The organism is Alloalcanivorax gelatiniphagus (assembly GCF_005938655.1).
Lineage (GTDB): Bacteria > Pseudomonadota > Gammaproteobacteria > Pseudomonadales > Alcanivoracaceae > Alloalcanivorax > Alloalcanivorax gelatiniphagus.
Window position 1 is genome coordinate 287766 of sequence record NZ_VCQT01000046.1, and the last position, 18478, is coordinate 306243.

Sequence of the window (18478 nt, forward strand, 5' to 3'; positions counted from 1 at the left end):
ATGACGACGACCCGATGGGATGCCCAGACACGCGCAAGGGTGACGCATTTTGCGCGAATTGGCCCTTTAAAACAATGTGGTAGCCCGGAAGGGGGGCACCGTGAACGCCGCGACGATCCTTGGGTGCGACCGGCGGGTGTGCAATGATAGCGGCTCGAAACGAGGACCGTATCGCCGATGAATGCACGCCCATCGCTTGTTGTCGCCGCCCTCCTGACCTTGGCGGGCTGCGCCCAGACCCCGCCCGCGCCGGCTCCCACGCCGGCCCCGGAACCCCGTGACCTGCCTCCGATTCAGTACGATGGCGAAACCCTCGGCGATCTGCTGGTGGCGGAAAGCGCCGCCCAGCGGCAAAGCCTGACGGTGACCCTGGACTACTATGACCGGGCCGCGCGTACCACCAACGACCCGGTGGTGATCGCCCAGGCCACCAAGCTGGCCACCTACCTGGAACAATCCCGGCGTGCCCGGGAACTGGCCGACCTGTGGCTGAACCTGGAACCGAACAACGCCGACGCCCTGCGGCTGGCCGCCCTGGCGGCCATCCGCGAAGGGGACAGCGACGGCGCCGCCACGCTGATCGACCGGCTGCTGGCCGGCCACGGCAGTGATGCGCTGCTGCCGCTGGTGGCCGAAGCCAGCAATATGAACGACGCGGACAACCAGGAATTGCTGGAAGCGCTGTCGAAACTGGCCGACCGTTATCCCCACCAGGCGCCGCTGTGGTACGCCCGGGCCCTGGAGCGGCGTCAACAGCAGGACCTGCCCGGCGCCCTGGACGCGGTGAAACGGGCGCTCAAGGAAGACCCGGATCACCTGGAAGCGGGCCTGCTGCAGGGGCAACTGCTGTTCGAAGCCGGCCAACCGGAAAAAGCCCTCAAGCGGGTGGCGCGGCAGGTGGCGGACCACCCGGACAGCCGCCGCGCGCGCATCGCCTATGTGCGGCTGCTGCTGGCCGCCGGTGACTACGACGGCGCCCGCGAACAGCTGGACGTACTGGCCGAGCAGAATCCCCAGGACCTGGACCTGCAGTATTCCCTGGCCCTGCTGGCCCTGGAGGCCGGCGCCGAACCGGCCGCCGAGGAAATTCTGCAGCGGCTGCTGCGCCAGGGTTACCGCCCCGACGAAATGCGCCTGCACCTGGGGCAGGCGGCGGAGGCCCGCGGCGCCGTGGACGAGGCCATCGACGACTATCTCCAGGTCAAGGGGCCCGACGCCCTGCAGGCCCGGGTGCAGGCCGCCCGTCTGCTCTATGCCAGCGAGCGCGGTGAGCGCGGGCACGCGCTGATCAACGATCTGATCAACCAGTTCCCCGGCCGCACCATCGTGCTGCGCATCAGCGAGGCGGAAATGCTGGTCGATGCCGGCGACCCGGAAAGCGCCCTGGCGCTGCTCGACAAGGCCCTGGAAGCCACCCCGGACAGCACCAATCTGCTCTATGCCCGGGCCATGACCGCCGGCCAGGCCGGCCGCCCGGAGCAAATGGAAGCCGACCTGCGCCGGGTACTGGAACTGACCCCGGACGACGCCGCCACCCTCAATGCCCTGGGTTACACCTGGGCGGACCGGGGCATCCACCTGGAGCAGGCCCACGACATGATCCGCCGCGCCCTGGATATGCACCCCGAGGACCCGGCGATCCTGGATTCCATGGGTTGGGTGCTGTACCGGCTGGGCCGCCCGGCGGAGGCGCTGCCTTACCTGCGCCGCGCCTACCAGCAACAGCCCGACGCGGAAGTCAGTGCTCACTATGGCGAAGTGCTCTGGGTCCTGGATCAGCGCGACGCGGCGCTGCGGGTGTGGCGCGCGGCCCTGGCCAACGACCCGGATTCCACCCTGCTGCTCGACACCCTGCAACGCCTGGAGGTGACCCCGTGACCCGGCTTTGGTGGCTGCCGCTGCTGGCGTTACTGCTCAGCGCCTGCCAGACCCGGCCGGTGACGACCACGGACTTCACCCGCCCGGAGCAGATCCAGCGCTGGGAAATGAACGGCAAGCTCGGCTACCGCACCCCGCAAGACGGCGGCTCCGCCACCTTCGACTGGGATCAGACCCCGCGCCACGGCGCCATTCATTTTTCCGGCCCGCTGGGCTTCGGCAGCGCCGAACTGACCTGGCGGCCGGGCAGTGCCCGGCTGGAAACCGGCAAGGGAGAATGGCGGGCCCGTTCACCGGGCGAGCTGGCCTGGCACCTGACCGGGTTCTGGCTGCCGGTATCGGCGCTGGAATACTGGAGCCGGGGCCTGGTCTGGCCCGGCGCCCCGGCGCAGGCCGAGGAAGACGACAGCGGCCGGCTGGTGCGCCTGCGGCAATTGGGCTGGAATCTGGAATTCGACCGCTATCAGGCGGTCGGCCAGGTGACCCTGCCCCACCGCATCAAAGCCAGGCAGGACGATAATCACTTCACCCTGCTGATCCGGGAGTGGCGACCGCTGCCATGACCGATACCACCGTTCACCGGCCCGCCACCGGGGCCGGCTTTGCGCTGCCGGCGCCGGCCAAGTTGAATCTGCTTCTTCATATCACCGGCCGGCGCGCCGACGGCTATCACGACCTGCAAACCCTGTTCGTGCTGCTCGACCACGGCGACACCCTGCACTTCCAGGCCGACCCGGCGCTGACCCTGACCTGCGACCATCCGCACCTGCCGGTGGACGATGACAACCTGGTGCTGCGCGCCGCCCGTCTGCTGCGCGACGCCACCGGCTGCCAGCGGGGCGCGCGCATGCATCTGCAAAAGCGTCTGCCCGCCGGCGGCGGCGTCGGCGGCGGCTCCTCGGACGCGGCCACCGCCCTGCTCGGCCTCAACCATCTGTGGCAACTGAATCTGGGGCTGGATCAGTTGGCGACGCTGGGTCTGCGGCTGGGCGCCGACGTGCCGGTATTCGTGCGTGGCCGCAACGCCTGGGCGGAGGGCGTGGGCGAACGTCTGCAAGCCGTTGATCTGCCGCCACTCTGGTTTCTGGTGGTGGATCCGGGCGTAGCCGTTTCAACCGCTCGAATTTTCGGCGACGGGGAATTGACAAGGCACACCCCCGCCATTACATTACCGGCCTCGCTTGGGGCGGCCACTTTCGAGGCCCTTCTCAACAACGGGCACAACGACTGCGAAGCCGTGGCCCGGCGCCTTTTTCCCCCTGTGGATCAAGCGCTTGAGTGGCTCCAACGCGAAGCGGGCAACGCCCGCATGACCGGCACCGGCGCCTGCTGTTTCGCACGCCTTGCCGGGGCGCAAGCGGCCCGCGATCTGAAGCGGCGCTTGCCAGAAAACTGGACAGCTTTTGTGGCTCGAAGCACTGAACTCTCACCTCTCCACGAGGCACTGGCGACGCTTCGAGCCAAACAACATCCAGGTCCGGCGTTCAACGACAACGCCACCTGACCGGTTAGTGTTGGGGTATAGCCAAGTTGGTAAGGCAGCGGGTTTTGATCCCGTCATTCCCAGGTTCGAGTCCTGGTACCCCAGCCATCTTCTTTATACGTTCTTCTATATAAGGGAACGTGAGTTCCTGAAACCCACTTCCTGATAGTCAGGGGACGCCAGTGTCCAAACTCGTGGTTTTTTCCGGTAGCGCCAACCCCGACCTGGCCAAGGCCATGGTCAAGCAGCTCAATATTCCGCTTGGCGATGCCGACGTGGGCATTTTCAGCGACGGCGAAGTGTCCGTGGACATTCAGGAAAACGTGCGTGGCAAGGACGTGTTCATCGTCCAGTCCACCTGCAACCCCACCAACGATCACCTGATGGAACTGCTGGTCATGGCGGACGCCCTGCGCCGCTCCTCCGCCGGCCGCATCACCGCCGTGATGCCCTACTTCGGCTACGCCCGTCAGGACCGCCGGGTACGTTCCGCGCGGGTACCGATCACCGCCAAGGTGGTGGCCGACATGATCACCGCCGTGGGCATCGACCGGGTGGTGACCGTGGACCTGCACGCCGACCAGATCCAGGGCTTCTTCGATATTCCGGTGGACAACGTCTACGGCACGCCCCTGTTCGTGGCCGATATCGAGCGCCAGAAACACGACGACCTGATGGTGGTGAGCCCGGACGTGGGCGGCGTGGTGCGCGCCCGCGCCCTGGCCAAGCAGCTCAACGACGCGGACCTGGCGATCATCGACAAACGCCGGCCCAAGGCCAACGAATCCCAGGTGATGCACATCATCGGTGAAGTGGAAGGCCGCACCTGCGTGCTGGTGGACGACATCGTCGACACCGCCGGCACCCTGTGCAAAGCCGCCCAGGCCCTCAAGGACCACGGCGCCGCCAAGGTCTACGCCTACTGCACCCACCCGGTGCTGTCCGGCCCGGCCATCGACAACATCAGCAACAGCGCCATGGACCAGCTGGTGGTCACCGACACCATCCCGCTGTCAGAGCAGGGCCGCCAGTGCGACAAGATCCGCGTACTGCGCCTGGCTCCGATGCTCGCCGAGACCGTGCGCCGGGTGAACAACGAGGAATCGTTGTCCGCCATGTTTGATCGCCTGGAACTGGTCTGACCCCTCCTTCACCGCTGTAGGAGCGGCTTTAGCCGCGATCCGGAGCCTGATTCCGGCGCCCATCCCGGCTCAAGCCACTCCTACATCAACTTCTGGCCTGCCGGCCAGATTTCGGGCATAATCCGGCCCCCTTTATCAACCCTTCCCATCGCACCTGGTCGCGGGGCGGCGGGGAGCTTTACGGAGACATCACCATGTCCAACGAATTCGAACTGACCGCGGAAAGCCGCAGCGACGCGGGGAAAGGTGCGAGCCGCCGCCTGCGTCGTCTGCAAGGTCGGGTTCCGGGCATCATCTACGGTGGCGAAGGCGAGCCGCAGATGATTTCCCTGGAAGCCCGCGAGCTGAAGAAAGCCCTGGAAACCGAGGCCTTCTACAGCCACATCCTGAAGATCAAACTGGACGGCAAGACCCAGCAGGCGGTACTGCGCGATCTGCAGCGCGACCCGGCCCGCGGCTTCCCGATCCACGCCGACTTCATGCGCGTTGACGCCTCCCACAAGATCACCATGGTGGTACCGCTGCACTTCACCAACGAAGAAGCCTGCATCGGCGTCAAGAAGCAAGGCGGCGAGATCCACCGCAACATTTCCGAAGTGGAAGTGAGCTGTCTGCCCAAGGATCTGCCGGAATATCTGGAAGTGAACATGCTCGCCGTGGAGCTGGATCAGGTGATTCACCTGTCCGAGATCAAGCTGCCCGGCGGCGTGGAAATCGTCGAGCTGACCCATGGCGAAGACCATGACCAGCCGGTGGTTGCCGTGCACAAACCGAAGGTCCGCGCCGAGGAAGAAGACGGCGAGGAAGGCGGTGAGGAAAGCACCGGCGACGACAAGGCCGACCAGGAATAATTCTGGCCGTGGCGGATCCGGTACGACTGATCGTGGGCCTGGGCAATCCGGGCCCCGAATACGACGCTACCCGCCACAACGCCGGTGTCTGGTACATCGATGCCCTGGCCCGTGCCCAGGGCATTTTCCTTTCCGAGGAAAAGAAATACTTCGGCCTCACCGGCACCTTCCAGTTCGAGGGCGAGACCGTGCGTCTTTTGGTGCCCTCCACCTATATGAACCGCAGCGGCCAGGCCACCTCGGCGCTGGCGAACTTCTTCAAGATTCCCGTCACGCAAATGCTGGTGGCCCATGACGAGCTGGACCTGCCCCCGGGCGTGGCCCGCTTCAAGCAGGGCGGCGGCCACGGCGGCCATAACGGTCTGCGCGACATCATTGCCCGCCACGGCAACAGCAGGGATTTTCACCGCCTGCGTATCGGCATCGGCCATCCCGGCAGCGCCGACCTGGTCACCCCCCATGTGTTGAGCAAGCCCCCCGCCCGGGACCGCGATCTGATCGAGCGGGCCATCGACGAGGCGGTGCGCTTCACGCCGGATCTGCTGCGTGGCGAGCTGAATAGCGCCATGAACGGGCTGAACGGCTTCCGCGCCTGATTTAAAGCGCCGGTATCGCGGCTAAAGCTGCTCCTACAACGCGGCGCTGTGCGAACTCCCGCGATACCGGCGCCCGTTGTAAGTTGTAGGAGCGGCTTCAGCCGCGATCCCCAAACACCTCAACGATCGCTGCGATAACGCTCCAGAATCCACTGTCCCGCCGGCCGTTCCCGCATGTCCTTGAGCTTCTTTTGCAACGCCGGCGACAGGGTGCTCTCGTCGAACACATCCCAGGGCGTGCCCGGCGGGCTGACCAGCGGCGCCAGCAAACTGGCGGCGCTGATGTCCGCCAGGGTCAGCCGGTCGTCCACCAGGTAATCGCCGCCGCCCTTGGCCAGCGCCTCTTCCACCAGGGCCAGGCCCTCCTCCACGCGCTGCTCTGAATACACCACCGCCTTGGGCTTGATGGCGTACAGCCGCCGCACCCCTTCCCGGGTGAGCGGCACCAGGGCGCGCTTCAGCGGCCCGGGCAGATGGTAGGGGTCGAGCATGGCATCCATGATTTCCGGCCGGTTCAGCAACTGCCCGTAGAGCCAGCGGCGCACGTGCACGCCGATGCGGTCGAAATGCTGCTCCAGCTCGATCATGCGCCCCCGGCTGTCCGGGTCCTGGGGCACCAGCGGCCGCTCCGGATAATACTTCTCCAGGTAGTAGGCGATCTTGGTGGAATCCCCCACGTTACGGTCGCCGTCGCGCAGGATCGGCAGGGTGTTGATGCGCGCCAGCCACTGGGTGCGCAACCGGTGGGGGCCGGGCAGCAGATTGCGCGGCCGGTAGTCGAGGCCCTTGTAATCCAACTGCCAGCGGGTCTTCTCGCAATAGTGGGAGATGGGGAACTGATACAGAATTCGCATGATCGTCGTGCCGCCGGCTTTCGTGACTCCTCAGTCTAGCCAAACCCGGCGCCCGCGCTCCCGGCATCAGAGCCCCGCCCTGGCGGCTCCCTGGCAATTGGCCCCGGCGCCGGGCAAAGGCGTCGCGGTGCCGCTTCCGGTCGCATTTTGGGCGCACCTTGAGTAGCATTGCGCCCTCGAAAACGGAGGTGCAGTTATGGGTATTCAGTGCGGTATCGTGGGCCTGCCCAATGTGGGCAAATCCACTCTTTTCAACGCCTTGACCAAGGCCGGCATCGATGCCGAGAACTTCCCGTTCTGCACCATCGAACCGAACACCGGGGTGGTACCGGTGCCGGACCCGCGTCTGGACGCGCTGTCCGCCATCGTCAATCCGGAACGGGTAATGCCGGCGACCATGGAATTCGTCGACATCGCCGGGCTGGTGGCCGGCGCCTCCAAGGGTGAAGGCCTGGGCAACCAATTCCTGGCCAATATCCGCGACACCGACGCCATCGCCCACGTGGTGCGCTGCTTCGACGACGAGAACGTGATCCACGTGGCCGGCAAGGTATCGCCCCTGGATGACATCTCGGTGATCAACACCGAGCTGGCCCTGGCCGACCTGGACTCCGTGGAACGTGCCCTGCAACGGGCCCAGAAAGCCGCCAAGGGCCAGAACAAGGACGCCCAGGCGATGATCCCGGTGCTGGAAAAGCTGCTGCCCCTGCTCAGCGAAGGCGAACCGGCCCGCGCCGCCGACCTGAACGCCGATGAGCGCAAGGTCATCCGCAGCCTCAATCTGCTCACCCTCAAACCCACCATGTACATCGCCAACGTGGAAGAGGACGGCTTCGACAACAACCCGCTGCTGGACATCGTGCACCAGCAGGCGGAGAAGGAAAACGCCTCGGTGGTACCGATCTGCGCCAAGATCGAATCCGAGATCGCCGAACTGGATGACGAGGAAAAAGCGGACTTCCTGGCCGACCTGGGCATGGAAGAACCGGGCCTCAACCGGGTGATCCGCGCCGGCTACCAACTGCTCGGCCTGCAAACCTACTTCACCGCCGGCAAGAAGGAAGTGCGCGCCTGGACCATCAAGGTCGGCGCCACCGCCCCCCAGGCCGCCGGTGTGATCCACACCGACTTCGAGAAGGGCTTTATCCGCGCCCAGACCATCGCCTACGAAGACTTTATCGCCGGCAACGGCGAGCAGGGCGCCAAGGAAGCCGGCAAAATGCGCGCCGAGGGCAAGGACTACGTGGTCCACGACGGCGACGTACTGAACTTCCTGTTCAACGTCTGATCCCGGAATCGAGGGCGCCATGGCTTCCAATACCGGGAAAGGCACCGCCCTCGCGTTGCTGGCCAGCGCGCAATGGGGCGCCACTGGTATTTGGGTGGCGCTGCTGCGCGACCTGCCCACCGGCACCACCCTGGTGTTCCGGTTTCTTACCGCCACCCTGCTGCTCACCGTGCTGCTGGCCGCCCTGCGCGGTTTCCGCCGCCCCAACCGGGCGGCGCTGGAAGGGGGTGTGCTGCTGGCCGCTTACTATGTGCTGGCCACGGTGGGCTTTTATCTGAGCGACGTGGTCACGGTGTCGCTGCTGGTGGCCACCTCCCCGTTCTTCGTGATGTTGCTGCGGCTGCTGCGCCGTGAGGGGCTGCACGGCCGGGAGGTGCTGGGCGGGCTGCTGGCGTTCGCCGGGGTGGCCATGGTGCTGCTGCTGGGTGGCCCGGCCTCCGCTGAGAGTCATCTGGTCGGCGACCTGTGCGGCCTGGGCGCGGCCCTGGTGATGGCGTTGTATTCCCGGGCCGGCGACCGGCTGCGCGGCCAGGGCTGGAACGTGGTGTGGATCGCCTGTGCCCTGGGGCTGCTGGTCAGCGTGCCGTTCGCCGACCCCATGGCGTCGGTGCCGGACGGGGGCCAATGGGCCCTGTTCTTGGGCCTGGCGGCGTTTTCCACCCTGGCGCCGGGCTACCTCTATCCCCTCGCCTGCCAGCACATCAGCGCCACCTCGGCCACGGTGGTGCGGCTGAGCACGCCATTTTTCACCGCCCTGTTCGCATTGCTGGTGCTGGGCAGCGCCCTGGGCGTGCAGCACCTGCTGGGCGCGCCGCTGGTCCTGGTCGGCGTTTACCTGACCCTGCCGAGACGCTAGCGACAGATTCCGAACCCGCGCAGGCCGAAATGAAAATGGTCCCCGTGGGCGGCGTTGTAATCCGGGCCCAGGGACGTGCCAAAGAACCGGCAGGCGCCGTCGAAGGCGTCGTGCAGAAAGGCGCCTTTCTCCCCGTTGTCGTCCCAGTGCCGCTGCACCGAAATACGGGTGCCGTCACGCAATGACAGCGCCGCCACATCCAGGGCCGAGGCGGTGGCGTGGTCGCTGCGGCGGTCGTCCTTGCGATGGTAGATATTGCGGCAGGCGAAGGTGCCGTAATGCCAGACCTCCGCCACCGGCTGACCGAAATGCGCCCTTGCCAGTGGCTGCAGCTGGTTGCGCTCATAAAGGACCCAGGCCGCCACCAGCGGGCAACGGGCCACGAAGCGGTTGTTGAAGTCCACGCCGGTGGCGCGCACTCGCACCACGTTGGTCAGCGGGCAGCTTTCCACCGGGGTGTAATCCTCCAGGGGCAGATAATCCAGCGTGCCCTCCGGGGCGGTGCGCAACGCCGCCAGACAGGCCTGGGGATCGTCACCCAACCGCCGCAGCTTCCAGCGTGTCACCGGCGTCACCGGGTCTTCAAGATGCAGCGCCATGAACGGGTTCCAGTGGCGCGGCACCGGCCACCACTGTTGTTTGAGGCCGGCGATGAACAGGCCGGTGGCCAGCGCCAGAATCAGAATCACCGCGAGAAAACGTCCCATCACCACAGTGTACCGGGCCGGCTTTCAGATTGAACGCCGGCTTTCAATCTGCATCCATGGAGCCGCCAGCACCAACCCTCCAACCATTTGATTTTCAAGAAGAAAAAATCACACGCCGATTGGCCCGTATCTTGCCTTCATAGTCATCAACGACGACGGAGGACCTATGAGTAAAAAAATCAAAGTCATCATTCCGATCCCCATGGACCAGGCCGGTGTCGACGCCCGCGCCGCCCAGTTGCCCGCCGGCTTTCTGCCGGACGACTACCAGGTCGTGTTCGAACCGGTGAAGGCGGGAGCGGCCCTCGCGGACAGTTACCACGACACCCTGCTGATGGATGTCAGCGTCACCGAGGCCGGCCTGCGCGCCGAGGAGGAAGGCTACGACGCCATCTGTATCGATACGGTCAGCGATTCGGCGCTCAATGCCCTGCGCTCCTGCCTGACCATTCCGGTGATCGCGCCGGGCGCGTCCAGCTTCTATCTGGCCTGCAATCTGGGAAAACGCTTCGGCATCGTCACCATGTGGGACGAATGGTTCCACCTTTATGAAAAGACGCTGACCGAATACCACCTGTGGGACAGACTGGCGGGGATGCGTTCCATCAATACCCGGCCGGATCTGGCCGAGCTGCTGGCCGGCAAGGAAGAAGTGGTGTTTGGGAAACTGCTGGAAGCGTGCGAAGCGTTGATCCACGAGGACGGCGCCGACGTGATCATTCTCGGCTCCACCACCATGCACCAATCCCACGGTTTTCTGGCGGAGCGCTTGCCGGTACCAGTGCTCAATCCCGGCCAGGTGAGCTTCAAGACCTGCCAGATGATGCTGGAACTGCAGCTTACGCACAGCAAGCGCGCCTATCCGGCGCCGGAAGTGCCGCGCCACGACCTGTTTCATGCTCTGGTAGGGGCCTGACCCCGCCCGTCTTTTCGCCGACCCACAGGAGTCAACAATGAAGAAACTGAATCGACAACAACTGATCGACCTGGCGACGCAGAGCTACTTCGCCAATGTGGACAAGAAGGACATGGACGCGGTACTCGCCAACTTCCACGACGACGCGGTGTTCACCATCCCCACGGACCCCATTGTCCATGAAGGGAAGCAGGGCATCCGCGCCATGTTTGAGAATCTGTTCGGCGGCTTCGAGGAAGTGTGGCACGGGGATTTCGAGTGCACCGCCGACGAAGAAAGCCAGAGCGTGTCCGCGCGTTTCAACGTTTATCTGAAAACCGCCGATGGCACCGAAGTGCGCCTTTCCAACTGCAATTTCTGGTACGTGGAAGACGGCAAGTTCTCCCGCGTGTTCGTATTCATGAGCGGCGACAACGTTCTGAAATAGGCAACTCCACTTAGATGCCTTTCCATCACGGCGCCTTCATGGCGCCGCTTTTTTAACATCGCCGTTCAGCGCCCCCCTTTTTGTAGGAGCGACTTCAGTCGCGATAACGACGGCTCCGGGGTTGATCGCGGCTAAAGCCGCTCCTACGGCAATCCCAAGCCAACACCTCGATAAACCTCCCGCCCCCTCTTTTGTAGGAGCGACTTCAGTCGCGATGACGACGGCACCGGGGTTGATCGCGGCTGAAGCCGCTCCTACGGCAATTCCAAGCCGACGCCTCGATACACCTCCCACCCCCTCTTTGTAGGAGCGACTTCAGTCGCGATAACGATGGCACCGGGGTTGATCGCGGCTGAAGCCGCTCCTACGGCAATCTCAAGCCGACGTCTCGATACACCTCCCGCCCCTCCTTGTAGGAGCGACTTCAGTCGCGATAACGATGGCACCGGGATTGATCGCGGCTGAAGCCGCTCCTACAGGAATCTCAAGCCGGCGCCTCGATAAACCTTCCGCCCCCTCTTTTGTAGGAGCGACTTCAGTCGCGATAACGATGGCACCGCGTTTGATCGCGGCTGAAGCCGCTCCTACGGCAATTCCAAGCCGGCGCCTCGATACACCTTCCGCCCCTCCTTGGTCGCGATAACGCGGCTCGGGGGGAGAGGCTGTTAGCCCGACTGCTTTTTCTTGTCCAGTTCCTTGAGGCGGCGCCACAGGGTGGTCTGGCTGATGCCCAGATATTCCGCCGCCTGGCCCCGGTTGCCGTTGAACTGCTCCAGCACGCGCAGAATCTCCTCCTGCTCTTTTTGCCGCAGGTGGCCCTGGTCACCGCCACCGGGGGAGCCGGGCTCGAACAGCTCCGGGGCCAGGTGGCGGATGGCGACGCCGAATTCGTTCAGGTCCTCGTACATGGACGAGGACACCAGCAACCGTTCCAGCAAATTCTCAAGCTGACGCACGTTACCCGGCCACTGGTAGGGCTTGAACACCGGCAACAGCACCTGGCAGAAGGCGTCTTCCTCGATATCCAGCTGATAACGGCGGGACAGGCGCTGGATGAAGTAACGGGTCAGCGGCTCGATGTCCTCCGGCCGCTCGCGCAGGGAGGGCAGCTGCACCGTGAACACATTCAGGCGGTAATAAAGGTCCTCGCGGAAGCGACCGGCGCGCACTTCTTCGAGCAGATCGTGGTTGCAGGCAGCCACGAACTTGATGTTCAGGGCCACCGACTTGCGTGAGCCCACCGGGCGCACTTCCCGGTCCTGCAGCACCCGCAGCAGCTTGGCCTGCTGGGGCATGGGCAGGGAGTTGATTTCATCCATGAAGAAGGTGCCGTTGTTGGCCGCTTCCAGCAGCCCGGACTTGCCGCCACTGCGGGCATGGGTGAAGGCACCGTCGGCGTAACCGAACAGCTCCGCCTCGAACAGTTCACTGGGAATGGCGGCACAGTTGATGGCCACGAAAGGGCCGTCCCGGTTGACGCTGGCCTGGTGCACTTCCCGGGCGGCCAGTTCCTTGCCGCTGCCGGTTTCCCCACGCAGCAGCACCGAGCCGGGGGTGGCGCCGTAGACGCTGAGCAGGCGGGTCGCTTCGTGCATGCGCCGCGAGCAGAACACCAGTTCCACCCGGTCGCGCCCCTCCTCCACCCGGGAAACCGGCGCCGCCTTGATGGAATAGATATGGCCGACCCGTTCCTCGTCCACATCGAAGGCGCGCTTGCTGACCCGGCACAGCCGTTCATTGAGCAGAATGCCCTCGGCCACGGTGTCGTCGGTGTCCAGGAAGCGCTTGTCGAGCAACTTGTCGATGCGCCGCCCCCGGTAGAGGTTGCTGAGCAATTCGCGGGCCTGCTCATTGAAGGCGATTACCCGCTCCTCCCGGTTGGTCACCAGGGTGGCGGTGCCGGTGTTGGCGAGCAGGAAATCGGCGAATGCCTGCTGCTGGCGTTCCCGCTTGTACTCGCCGGCCAGATTGATGGCGCGCCGCAGCAGCAGCCGGCAGGAGGCCCGCGAGTAGATCATCACATAGGGAATGCCCGCCTGTTCCGCCAGGTCACAGATGTAGCTGGAGCCGACCACGGCGCCAAAACCCTGCTGGCGAAGGCTGTGGAAGATGTTGTTGGCGTCATCGGCGGTGACATAGCTTTTCTGAACAATCTCCACCCCGGGCAGGTAGGAAAGCATCTCCCACTCCACCGCCTGGTCCTCATGGAGCAGGATCAGAATTTTGTGGGAGATGGCCCGCGCCTTGAGCACCGCGCTGATCAGATCGCTTTGCCGGATTTTCAGCGCCACCACCGGCACCGGCAGGGTGTTCTTCAGGTAGTAGGCATTGGCGCCGGCGCTGACAAAGATGTCCACGTTGCCGCGCTCCACCAGATCCCGGGCGGACAACAGGGCGTCGCTGAAGATGTTGTCGATAATCGAAATGTCCGCCGCCGCCTGAAACTCGGGAATCAGCGAATGCACCATCTTGCTGAGCTTGGAATTACCGATCAGGCAGACCCGGGCCCGCGACAATTCGGCGTTCTCGAACTCCATAGGTTTCTCCCGGCCATTATCGTCCCGCCATATGGAACAGCCAAGGCTCCTCGCGGCGGCGTCTGGCTTCGTATTGTTGTATTTTTTCGGCCCGTTCAAGGGTGATGCCAATGTCGTCCAGACCGGCCAGCAAGGCTTCCCGGCGGGCCGGGTCGACCTGGAACGACCAGCTCTCATCACCCCAGGATACCTGGTTTTCCTGGAGGTCCACGCTTATTTGCTGCTCCGGCTGGCGCCCGCAAAGCTCGAACAGTTGCTCGATCTCGGACTCGGGAAGCACAATCGGCAGCACGCCATTATTAAAACAATTATTGTGAAATATCTCACCAAAGGACGGCGCGATCACCACCCGGATTCCGAAATCCTGCAACGCCCACACCGCGTGCTCCCGGCTGGAACCACACCCGAAATTGGCCTGCGCCAGCAGCACACTGCCCCGCCGATAGGGTTCCTGGTTAAGAATGAAGTCCGGATTGGGCCGGCGCTGATCCAGCGGGGTGTCCACATCGCCCGGGTCCAGATAGCGTTCGTCGTCGAACAGGTGGGCACCGAAACCTTCCTTGTCGATCTTCTTCAGATACTGTTTTGGCAGAATCGCGTCGGTGTCCACATTGCGCCGTGGCAGCGGAATCACCACGCCGGCATGTTGCGTGAAGGCCTGCATATCAAAGTCCCCGGACGTCGGTGATCACGCCGGCAAGGGCGGCGGCCGCCGCCATCGCCGGACTCATCAAATGGGTACGGCCGCCCTTGCCCTGGCGCCCCTCGAAGTTACGGTTGGAGGTGGAGGCGCAGCGCTCTCCGGGGGCCAGCCGGTCGTCGTTCATGCCCAGGCACATGGAGCAGCCGGCGGCGCGCCATTCAAAGCCGGCGCATTCGAAAATGTCCGCCAGCCCTTCCCGCTCCGCCTGCAGCCGCACCAGCCCCGAGCCCGGCACGATGATCGCCTGCTTGATCCGTGGCGACAGCCGATGACCGCGCACCAGGCTGGCCACCTGGCGCAGGTCCTCGATGCGCGCATTGGTGCAGGAGCCGATAAAAACGCGGTCAATCGGCAGCCCTTCCAGGGGCTGCCCGGGCGTTAGTCCCATGTAGGCCAGCGCCCGCTCCAGCTCGCCCCGGGCGCCGGCGGGCAGAGTGCGGGGGTCCGGTGTCTGGCCGGTGACCGGCACCACCATTTCCGGTGAGGTGCCCCAGGTCACCTGGGGTTCCAGCGCGCCGGCGTCGAACACTTCTTCCCGGTCGAAGCGCGCCCGCGGGTCACTGACCAGCCCGCGCCAGTGGGCGGTGGCCTGGTCCCACTCGGCGCCGTCCGGCGCGCCGGGGCGATCGCGGACATAGGCTTCGGTGACCGCGTCGTAGGCCACCAGGCCGGCCCGGGCGCCGGCTTCGATGCTCATATTGCACAGCGTCATGCGGGCTTCCACGGACAGCTGTTCCACCGTCTCGCCGGCGTACTCGATGGCGTAGCCGGTGGCGCCGGCGGTGCCCAGCCGGCCGATCATGGCCAGCACCATGTCCTTGGCGGTGACGCCTTCGTCCAGCTCGCCATGGAACAGTACCCGCAGGGTCTTCAGCTTGCGGGTGCGCAGCGTCTGGGTGGCCAGCACATGCTCCACTTCGCTGGTACCGATGCCCATGGACAGCGTGGCCAGGGCGCCGTGGGTGGAGGTGTGCGAGTCACCGCACACCAGGGTGATGCCGGGCAGGGTCAGGCCCTGCTCCGGGCCGACCACGTGCACGATGCCCTGGCGCTGGTCGGTGAGGTTGATCAACGGAATGCGCAGGTCCCGGCAGTTGTCCTCCAGCCGGCGCACCTGCTGACGGGCCAGGCCGTCACGGATGCCGGGCACGCCCAGTTCCCGGTTGCGGGTGGGCACGGCGTGGTCCGGCACCGCCATGTTGGCGTCCGGGCGCCAGGCCGGCCGCTGCTTTTCGCGCAGGGAGGCGAACGCCTGGGGCGATGACACCTCATGGATCAGGTGCCGGTCGATGTACAGCAGCGCTTCTCCGCCGGGCAGGGTATCCACCACATGGCGGTCCCAAAGTTTTTCGTACAGGGTTTGTTGTGTCATGGCGATTCCTCGGTGCGCGCGGCGCCGCCCGGCGGCGGCCAGGCCACCCAGCGGTACAGGTTCGGCCCGTCCCGGTCCGGCAGGCGAAACCCGCACCAGCTGTCCAGCTTGCCGCCCTGGAGCGGCTCGATAATGCAGCGCGGCCGGCTGCACTGGTCGGCGTCGAGACCCTGGTCGGCCAACTCCCGGCGCAGGCGTTCCAGCTCCTGGCGGGCGCCAGTCTCGGCCGCCTCGTCGTGACGGCTGAGCGCCGCCACATGGCGGTGGAAGGCACGCACATAGTGATTGCGATAGGCCTGGCAGGCGGCCGGTTCGGCGGCCAGCCGGGTGGCCAGCTCCGCCGGTATCCCGCCGTCCGCCGGCGGCCCGTGCCGGCAGCCGGCGAGCAGCGCGACGGCCAGACTAATCCAACAGAGCCAGGGTCTCGTCCAGCGACAGCACGTCCGCATACTTGATTCCCAAATCCTTGAGGTTGGCCTGGTGGGCGTCCGGGTCCCGGTCGCCCACCGCTTCCCGGGGGACCACGGTGCGAAAGTCGTTCTGCAACGCATCCAGGGCGGTGGCGCGCACGCAGCCGCTGGTGGTGAGGCCGGTGACCACCACGCCATCCACATCGGCGGCGCGCAGGCGCGCCGCCAGATCGGTGGCGAAGAAGCCACTGGCCCAGTGCTTGACCAGCACCGGCTCGCCCTCCCGGGGGGCCACCCGGAGGTCGATGTCCTCCAGGCCGGAGCCAGCGCGTAGCACCTCCAGGCCGGGCAGCTTGTCGCGGAACACCCGCGCCTGATCGTCCCGGTGATAGGCCACCGTGGTGTAGAACACCGGCAGCGACCGTTGCCGGAACGCCGCCAGCAGGCGAACGTTGGCGTTGACCACGTCGTCGGCCTGGCTGGCCAGCGGACTGAGCGCCGGGTTGGTGAAACCCAGGCTCAGATCCACCAGCACCAGGGCGTAGCGGCGGGCGGCGGCGAGGCGCCGTGTTTGCAGCGTCATGGCGCCCCCTCAGCTTTCCCAGACCGGCGTGCGAGGCGCCGGCAGGCCGGTTTCCTCCAGACAGCGCGCCTTGATTTCCTCCAGCGTGCCGCCCCGGTTGAACACCTCCTCGATGGGGCCGCGCTGCTCCGCCATCTCCTTGCGCAGGGTCTCGGTGGCGGCCTGATCCACCCGCCCCCGGCCATCGCAGACCACGCCGTAGCGGCGCGCGCCGCCCACCGTGACCAGGCCGCGCAGCACATCGGTGCCCACCGCCGCCGGGTCCCGTTCCAGGGGGTCGCCCCAGCCACCGCCGCCCCAGGTGTCGAAAATCACCAGGTCGCCCTTGGCCACCTTGATGTTGTCGCACTTGGAAGGCAGCACCTGGCGCTCGCCGTTGGCGCGTACCAGTTCCTTGCGGCTGCGCTGGCCGGGCAGGCCGCCGTTAACGCCCCAGGGATAGGTGAGCCAGCGGTCGTCGTGGATCGACACCTCGCCGTCCGCCAGCAGTCGATAGCCCACGCGGATGCCGTTACCGCCCCGGTGCTGGCCGGCGCCGCCGGAGTCGGCGATGGATTCGTAGGTTTCGATGCGCAGCGGGAAGTAGGCCTCCACGAACTCGTTGGGCACGTTGGTGAAGCCCGGCCACAGGCTGTGGCCGTCCGGACCATCGCCCAGGGGCCGGCCGGGAATGCCGCCGAAGCCGATCTGGAACAGCTGGAACCATTCGCCGTTGTCGTCATAACCGGAGTACATGAAGTGCGGCGAGTCGGAGAAACCGGCGCCGCTCATCGCTTCCGGCGTGCCCTGGCCAAGCAGACCGCCCATCACGTCGAAGATGCGGCCCAGCAAGTGGGTGCGGCAGGACAGCGCCGCCGGGAAGTCCGGCTTGAGAATCGAGCCCTGGGGAATGCGCACTTCCACCAGATCATAGAAGCCGTCGTTGAACAGAATGGACGGGTCGAACAGGTTGATGGTGTAGGCGCCGAAGAACATCTTGAACATCTCCTCGTTGAGGTAGAAGTTCACCGAGGACGGCGCCTGGGGATCGGTGCCCTCGAAGTCGAAGATCGCCTTGTCCCCTTCCCGCCACAGGGTGCAGCGGATGGTGTAGGGGCCGATGCCGGCGCCGTCGTCGCAGATGTAATCCTCGAAGGATTGGCGGGTTTCCGGCACCACCTTGCGAATGATTTCGCGCATCGCCGTGTAGTTGCGGTCCAGCATCATCTGCAGGGCGCTGACGTAACAGTCGTCGCCGAAGCGCTCGGCCATGTCCAGGCAGCGGCGGCCGGCGGTGCGGCAGGCGGCGACGATGGCGTTGAAGTCGGAGCGGTTCCAGCTCGGCATGCGCACGTTGTGCAGGATCAGATCCAGCACGTCGTTGTTCAGCTCGCCGTTGCGGTAAATCTTCAGCGGCGGAATGCGAATGCCTTCCTCGTAGATGCTCTTGGCGTCGGTGGGCAGACTGCCGGGCACCTTGCCGCCCACGTCGGACATATGGCCGAACATGGCGGCCCAGTTGATCAGGCGGCCGTCCTTGAAGATCGGCACCATCACCAGCCAGTCCGGCAGGTGACTGACGGCGCCGTCGCACATGTAGGGGTCGTTGGTGAGGAACACATCGCCCTCTTCCACGGTGCCCTGGTAGGACTGCATGAAGCCGTAGATGAAGGAGCCGAACTGGCCCACCACCATCTTGCCGTCCTGGTTGGCGATCATCGGAAAGGCATCACCCTGCTCACGGATACCCGGCGACATGGCGGTGCGGAACAGTACCGCGTCCATCTCGTTGCGGGCGTTGGCCATGGCGTTCTCGATGATGTCCAGGGTCACCGTGTCCACGTCCTGACGTTGGAACGGCTGGTTGTTGGTCTGTATCAAAGTGGCAGCCATGGT

18 protein-coding genes and 1 tRNA gene are annotated in these 18478 nt (G+C 65.3%); 11 read left to right on the plus strand and 8 right to left on the minus strand.

Annotated features, from left to right (window positions below; genetic code table 11):
* The first annotated feature begins 177 nt into the window (after nt 1–177).
* The 7 genes from FGS76_RS18905 to pth all read left to right on the plus strand — a co-directional run bounded on the left by FGS76_RS18905 (nt 178) and on the right by pth (nt 5950).
* Nucleotides 178–1878 (plus strand): tetratricopeptide repeat protein, encoded by a 1701-nt coding sequence (locus tag FGS76_RS18905; protein ID WP_138774209.1) that lies wholly within the window; start codon nt 178–180, stop codon nt 1876–1878.
* Complete coding sequence (gene lolB, locus FGS76_RS18910; protein ID WP_138774210.1) at nt 1875–2441, plus strand: lipoprotein insertase outer membrane protein LolB; 567 nt, start codon at nt 1875–1877, stop codon at nt 2439–2441. The genes FGS76_RS18905 and lolB overlap by 4 nt, the downstream gene beginning before the upstream one ends.
* Nucleotides 2438–3382 (plus strand): 4-(cytidine 5'-diphospho)-2-C-methyl-D-erythritol kinase, encoded by a 945-nt coding sequence (ispE, locus tag FGS76_RS18915; RefSeq protein WP_138774211.1) that lies wholly within the window; start codon nt 2438–2440, stop codon nt 3380–3382. The genes lolB and ispE overlap by 4 nt, the downstream gene beginning before the upstream one ends.
* 11 nt (nt 3383–3393) lie before the next feature.
* A tRNA-Gln gene (locus tag FGS76_RS18920) sits at nt 3394–3469 on the plus strand.
* Between the two features lie 74 nt (nt 3470–3543).
* Entirely contained in the window at nt 3544–4503 is a 960-nt protein-coding gene (locus FGS76_RS18925) for a ribose-phosphate pyrophosphokinase (protein ID WP_138774212.1), read from the plus strand.
* A 194-nt stretch (nt 4504–4697) separates the two neighbouring features.
* A complete protein-coding gene (locus FGS76_RS18930) occupies nt 4698–5354 on the plus strand; it encodes a 50S ribosomal protein L25/general stress protein Ctc (RefSeq protein WP_138774213.1) in 657 nt (218 codons plus the stop codon).
* An 8-nt stretch (nt 5355–5362) separates the two neighbouring features.
* Nucleotides 5363–5950 (plus strand): aminoacyl-tRNA hydrolase, encoded by a 588-nt coding sequence (pth, locus tag FGS76_RS18935; protein ID WP_138774214.1) that lies wholly within the window; start codon nt 5363–5365, stop codon nt 5948–5950.
* Between the two features lie 119 nt (nt 5951–6069).
* Here pth and FGS76_RS18940 read toward each other — a convergent pair whose 3' ends face one another.
* A complete protein-coding gene (locus FGS76_RS18940) occupies nt 6070–6804 on the minus strand; it encodes a glutathione S-transferase family protein (protein WP_138774215.1) in 735 nt (244 codons plus the stop codon).
* 196 nt (nt 6805–7000) lie between these two features.
* Between FGS76_RS18940 and ychF the strand changes: the two genes are divergently transcribed.
* Both ychF and FGS76_RS18950 read left to right on the plus strand, forming a co-directional pair.
* Nucleotides 7001–8092: a redox-regulated ATPase YchF gene (gene ychF / locus FGS76_RS18945; RefSeq protein WP_138774216.1), complete on the plus strand. Its 1092-nt coding sequence runs from the start codon at nt 7001–7003 to the stop codon at nt 8090–8092.
* Nucleotides 8093–8111: 19 nt separating this feature from the next.
* Complete coding sequence (locus FGS76_RS18950; RefSeq protein ID WP_138774217.1) at nt 8112–8948, plus strand: DMT family transporter; 837 nt, start codon at nt 8112–8114, stop codon at nt 8946–8948.
* On the opposite strand, the gene FGS76_RS18955 is transcribed toward FGS76_RS18950, so the two are convergent.
* On the minus strand, nt 8945–9655 hold the full coding sequence (locus FGS76_RS18955) for an extensin-like domain-containing protein (RefSeq protein WP_138774218.1): 711 nt from the start codon (nt 9653–9655) through the stop codon (nt 8945–8947). The two genes, FGS76_RS18950 and FGS76_RS18955, sit on opposite strands and share 4 nt — an antisense overlap.
* A 166-nt stretch (nt 9656–9821) precedes the next feature.
* Between FGS76_RS18955 and FGS76_RS18960 the strand changes: the two genes are divergently transcribed.
* Complete coding sequence (locus FGS76_RS18960; protein WP_138774219.1) at nt 9822–10571, plus strand: aspartate/glutamate racemase family protein; 750 nt, start codon at nt 9822–9824, stop codon at nt 10569–10571.
* Between the two features lie 37 nt (nt 10572–10608).
* Complete coding sequence (locus tag FGS76_RS18965) at nt 10609–10998, plus strand: nuclear transport factor 2 family protein (RefSeq protein ID WP_138774220.1); 390 nt, start codon at nt 10609–10611, stop codon at nt 10996–10998.
* A 665-nt stretch (nt 10999–11663) separates the two neighbouring features.
* On the opposite strand, the gene FGS76_RS18970 is transcribed toward FGS76_RS18965, so the two are convergent.
* Genes FGS76_RS18970 through FGS76_RS18995 form a run of 6 tightly spaced genes read right to left on the minus strand, consistent with a single transcriptional unit; the run spans nt 11664 to nt 18475 of the window.
* Entirely contained in the window at nt 11664–13535 is a 1872-nt protein-coding gene (locus FGS76_RS18970; protein ID WP_138774221.1) for a sigma 54-interacting transcriptional regulator, read from the minus strand.
* Nucleotides 13536–13551: 16 nt separating this feature from the next.
* Nucleotides 13552–14199, minus strand: a complete 648-nt coding sequence (gene leuD, locus FGS76_RS18975) for a 3-isopropylmalate dehydratase small subunit (RefSeq protein ID WP_138774222.1) — start codon at nt 14197–14199, stop codon at nt 13552–13554.
* Between the two features lies 1 nt (nt 14200).
* Nucleotides 14201–15610: a 3-isopropylmalate dehydratase large subunit gene (leuC, locus tag FGS76_RS18980; RefSeq protein ID WP_138774223.1), complete on the minus strand. Its 1410-nt coding sequence runs from the start codon at nt 15608–15610 to the stop codon at nt 14201–14203.
* Nucleotides 15607–16059, minus strand: a complete 453-nt coding sequence (locus tag FGS76_RS18985; protein WP_138774224.1) for an isopropylmalate isomerase — start codon at nt 16057–16059, stop codon at nt 15607–15609. Before FGS76_RS18985 ends, leuC begins: the two co-directional genes overlap by 4 nt.
* Nucleotides 16013–16603 (minus strand): isochorismatase family protein, encoded by a 591-nt coding sequence (locus FGS76_RS18990; protein WP_138774225.1) that lies wholly within the window; start codon nt 16601–16603, stop codon nt 16013–16015. Before FGS76_RS18990 ends, FGS76_RS18985 begins: the two co-directional genes overlap by 47 nt.
* 9 nt (nt 16604–16612) lie before the next feature.
* On the minus strand, nt 16613–18475 hold the full coding sequence (locus FGS76_RS18995; protein ID WP_138774226.1) for a hydantoinase B/oxoprolinase family protein: 1863 nt from the start codon (nt 18473–18475) through the stop codon (nt 16613–16615).
* Nucleotides 18476–18478 lie beyond the last annotated feature (3 nt).

Bases quoted from the DNA above. Each gene is read 5' to 3' on its own strand.
- FGS76_RS18905 (WP_138774209.1), top strand. From the start codon at position 178: ATGAATGCACGCCCATCGCTTGTTGTCGCCGCCCTCCTGACCTTGGCG.
- ispE (WP_138774211.1), top strand. From the start codon at position 2,438: ATGACCGATACCACCGTTCACCGGCCCGCCACCGGGGCCGGCTTTGCG.
- FGS76_RS18930 (WP_138774213.1), top strand. From the start codon at position 4,698: ATGTCCAACGAATTCGAACTGACCGCGGAAAGCCGCAGCGACGCGGGG.
- FGS76_RS18940 (WP_138774215.1), bottom strand. From the start codon at position 6,804: ATGCGAATTCTGTATCAGTTCCCCATCTCCCACTATTGCGAGAAGACC.
- ychF (WP_138774216.1), top strand. From the start codon at position 7,001: ATGGGTATTCAGTGCGGTATCGTGGGCCTGCCCAATGTGGGCAAATCC.
- FGS76_RS18950 (WP_138774217.1), top strand. From the start codon at position 8,112: ATGGCTTCCAATACCGGGAAAGGCACCGCCCTCGCGTTGCTGGCCAGC.
- FGS76_RS18955 (WP_138774218.1), bottom strand. From the start codon at position 9,655: ATGGGACGTTTTCTCGCGGTGATTCTGATTCTGGCGCTGGCCACCGGC.
- FGS76_RS18960 (WP_138774219.1), top strand. From the start codon at position 9,822: ATGAGTAAAAAAATCAAAGTCATCATTCCGATCCCCATGGACCAGGCC.
- FGS76_RS18965 (WP_138774220.1), top strand. From the start codon at position 10,609: ATGAAGAAACTGAATCGACAACAACTGATCGACCTGGCGACGCAGAGC.
- FGS76_RS18970 (WP_138774221.1), bottom strand. From the start codon at position 13,535: ATGGAGTTCGAGAACGCCGAATTGTCGCGGGCCCGGGTCTGCCTGATC.
- leuD (WP_138774222.1), bottom strand. From the start codon at position 14,199: ATGCAGGCCTTCACGCAACATGCCGGCGTGGTGATTCCGCTGCCACGG.
- leuC (WP_138774223.1), bottom strand. From the start codon at position 15,610: ATGACACAACAAACCCTGTACGAAAAACTTTGGGACCGCCATGTGGTG.
- FGS76_RS18985 (WP_138774224.1), bottom strand. From the start codon at position 16,059: ATGCGGACGTGCTGTCGCTGGACGAGACCCTGGCTCTGTTGGATTAGT.
- FGS76_RS18990 (WP_138774225.1), bottom strand. From the start codon at position 16,603: ATGACGCTGCAAACACGGCGCCTCGCCGCCGCCCGCCGCTACGCCCTG.
- FGS76_RS18995 (WP_138774226.1), bottom strand. From the start codon at position 18,475: ATGGCTGCCACTTTGATACAGACCAACAACCAGCCGTTCCAACGTCAG.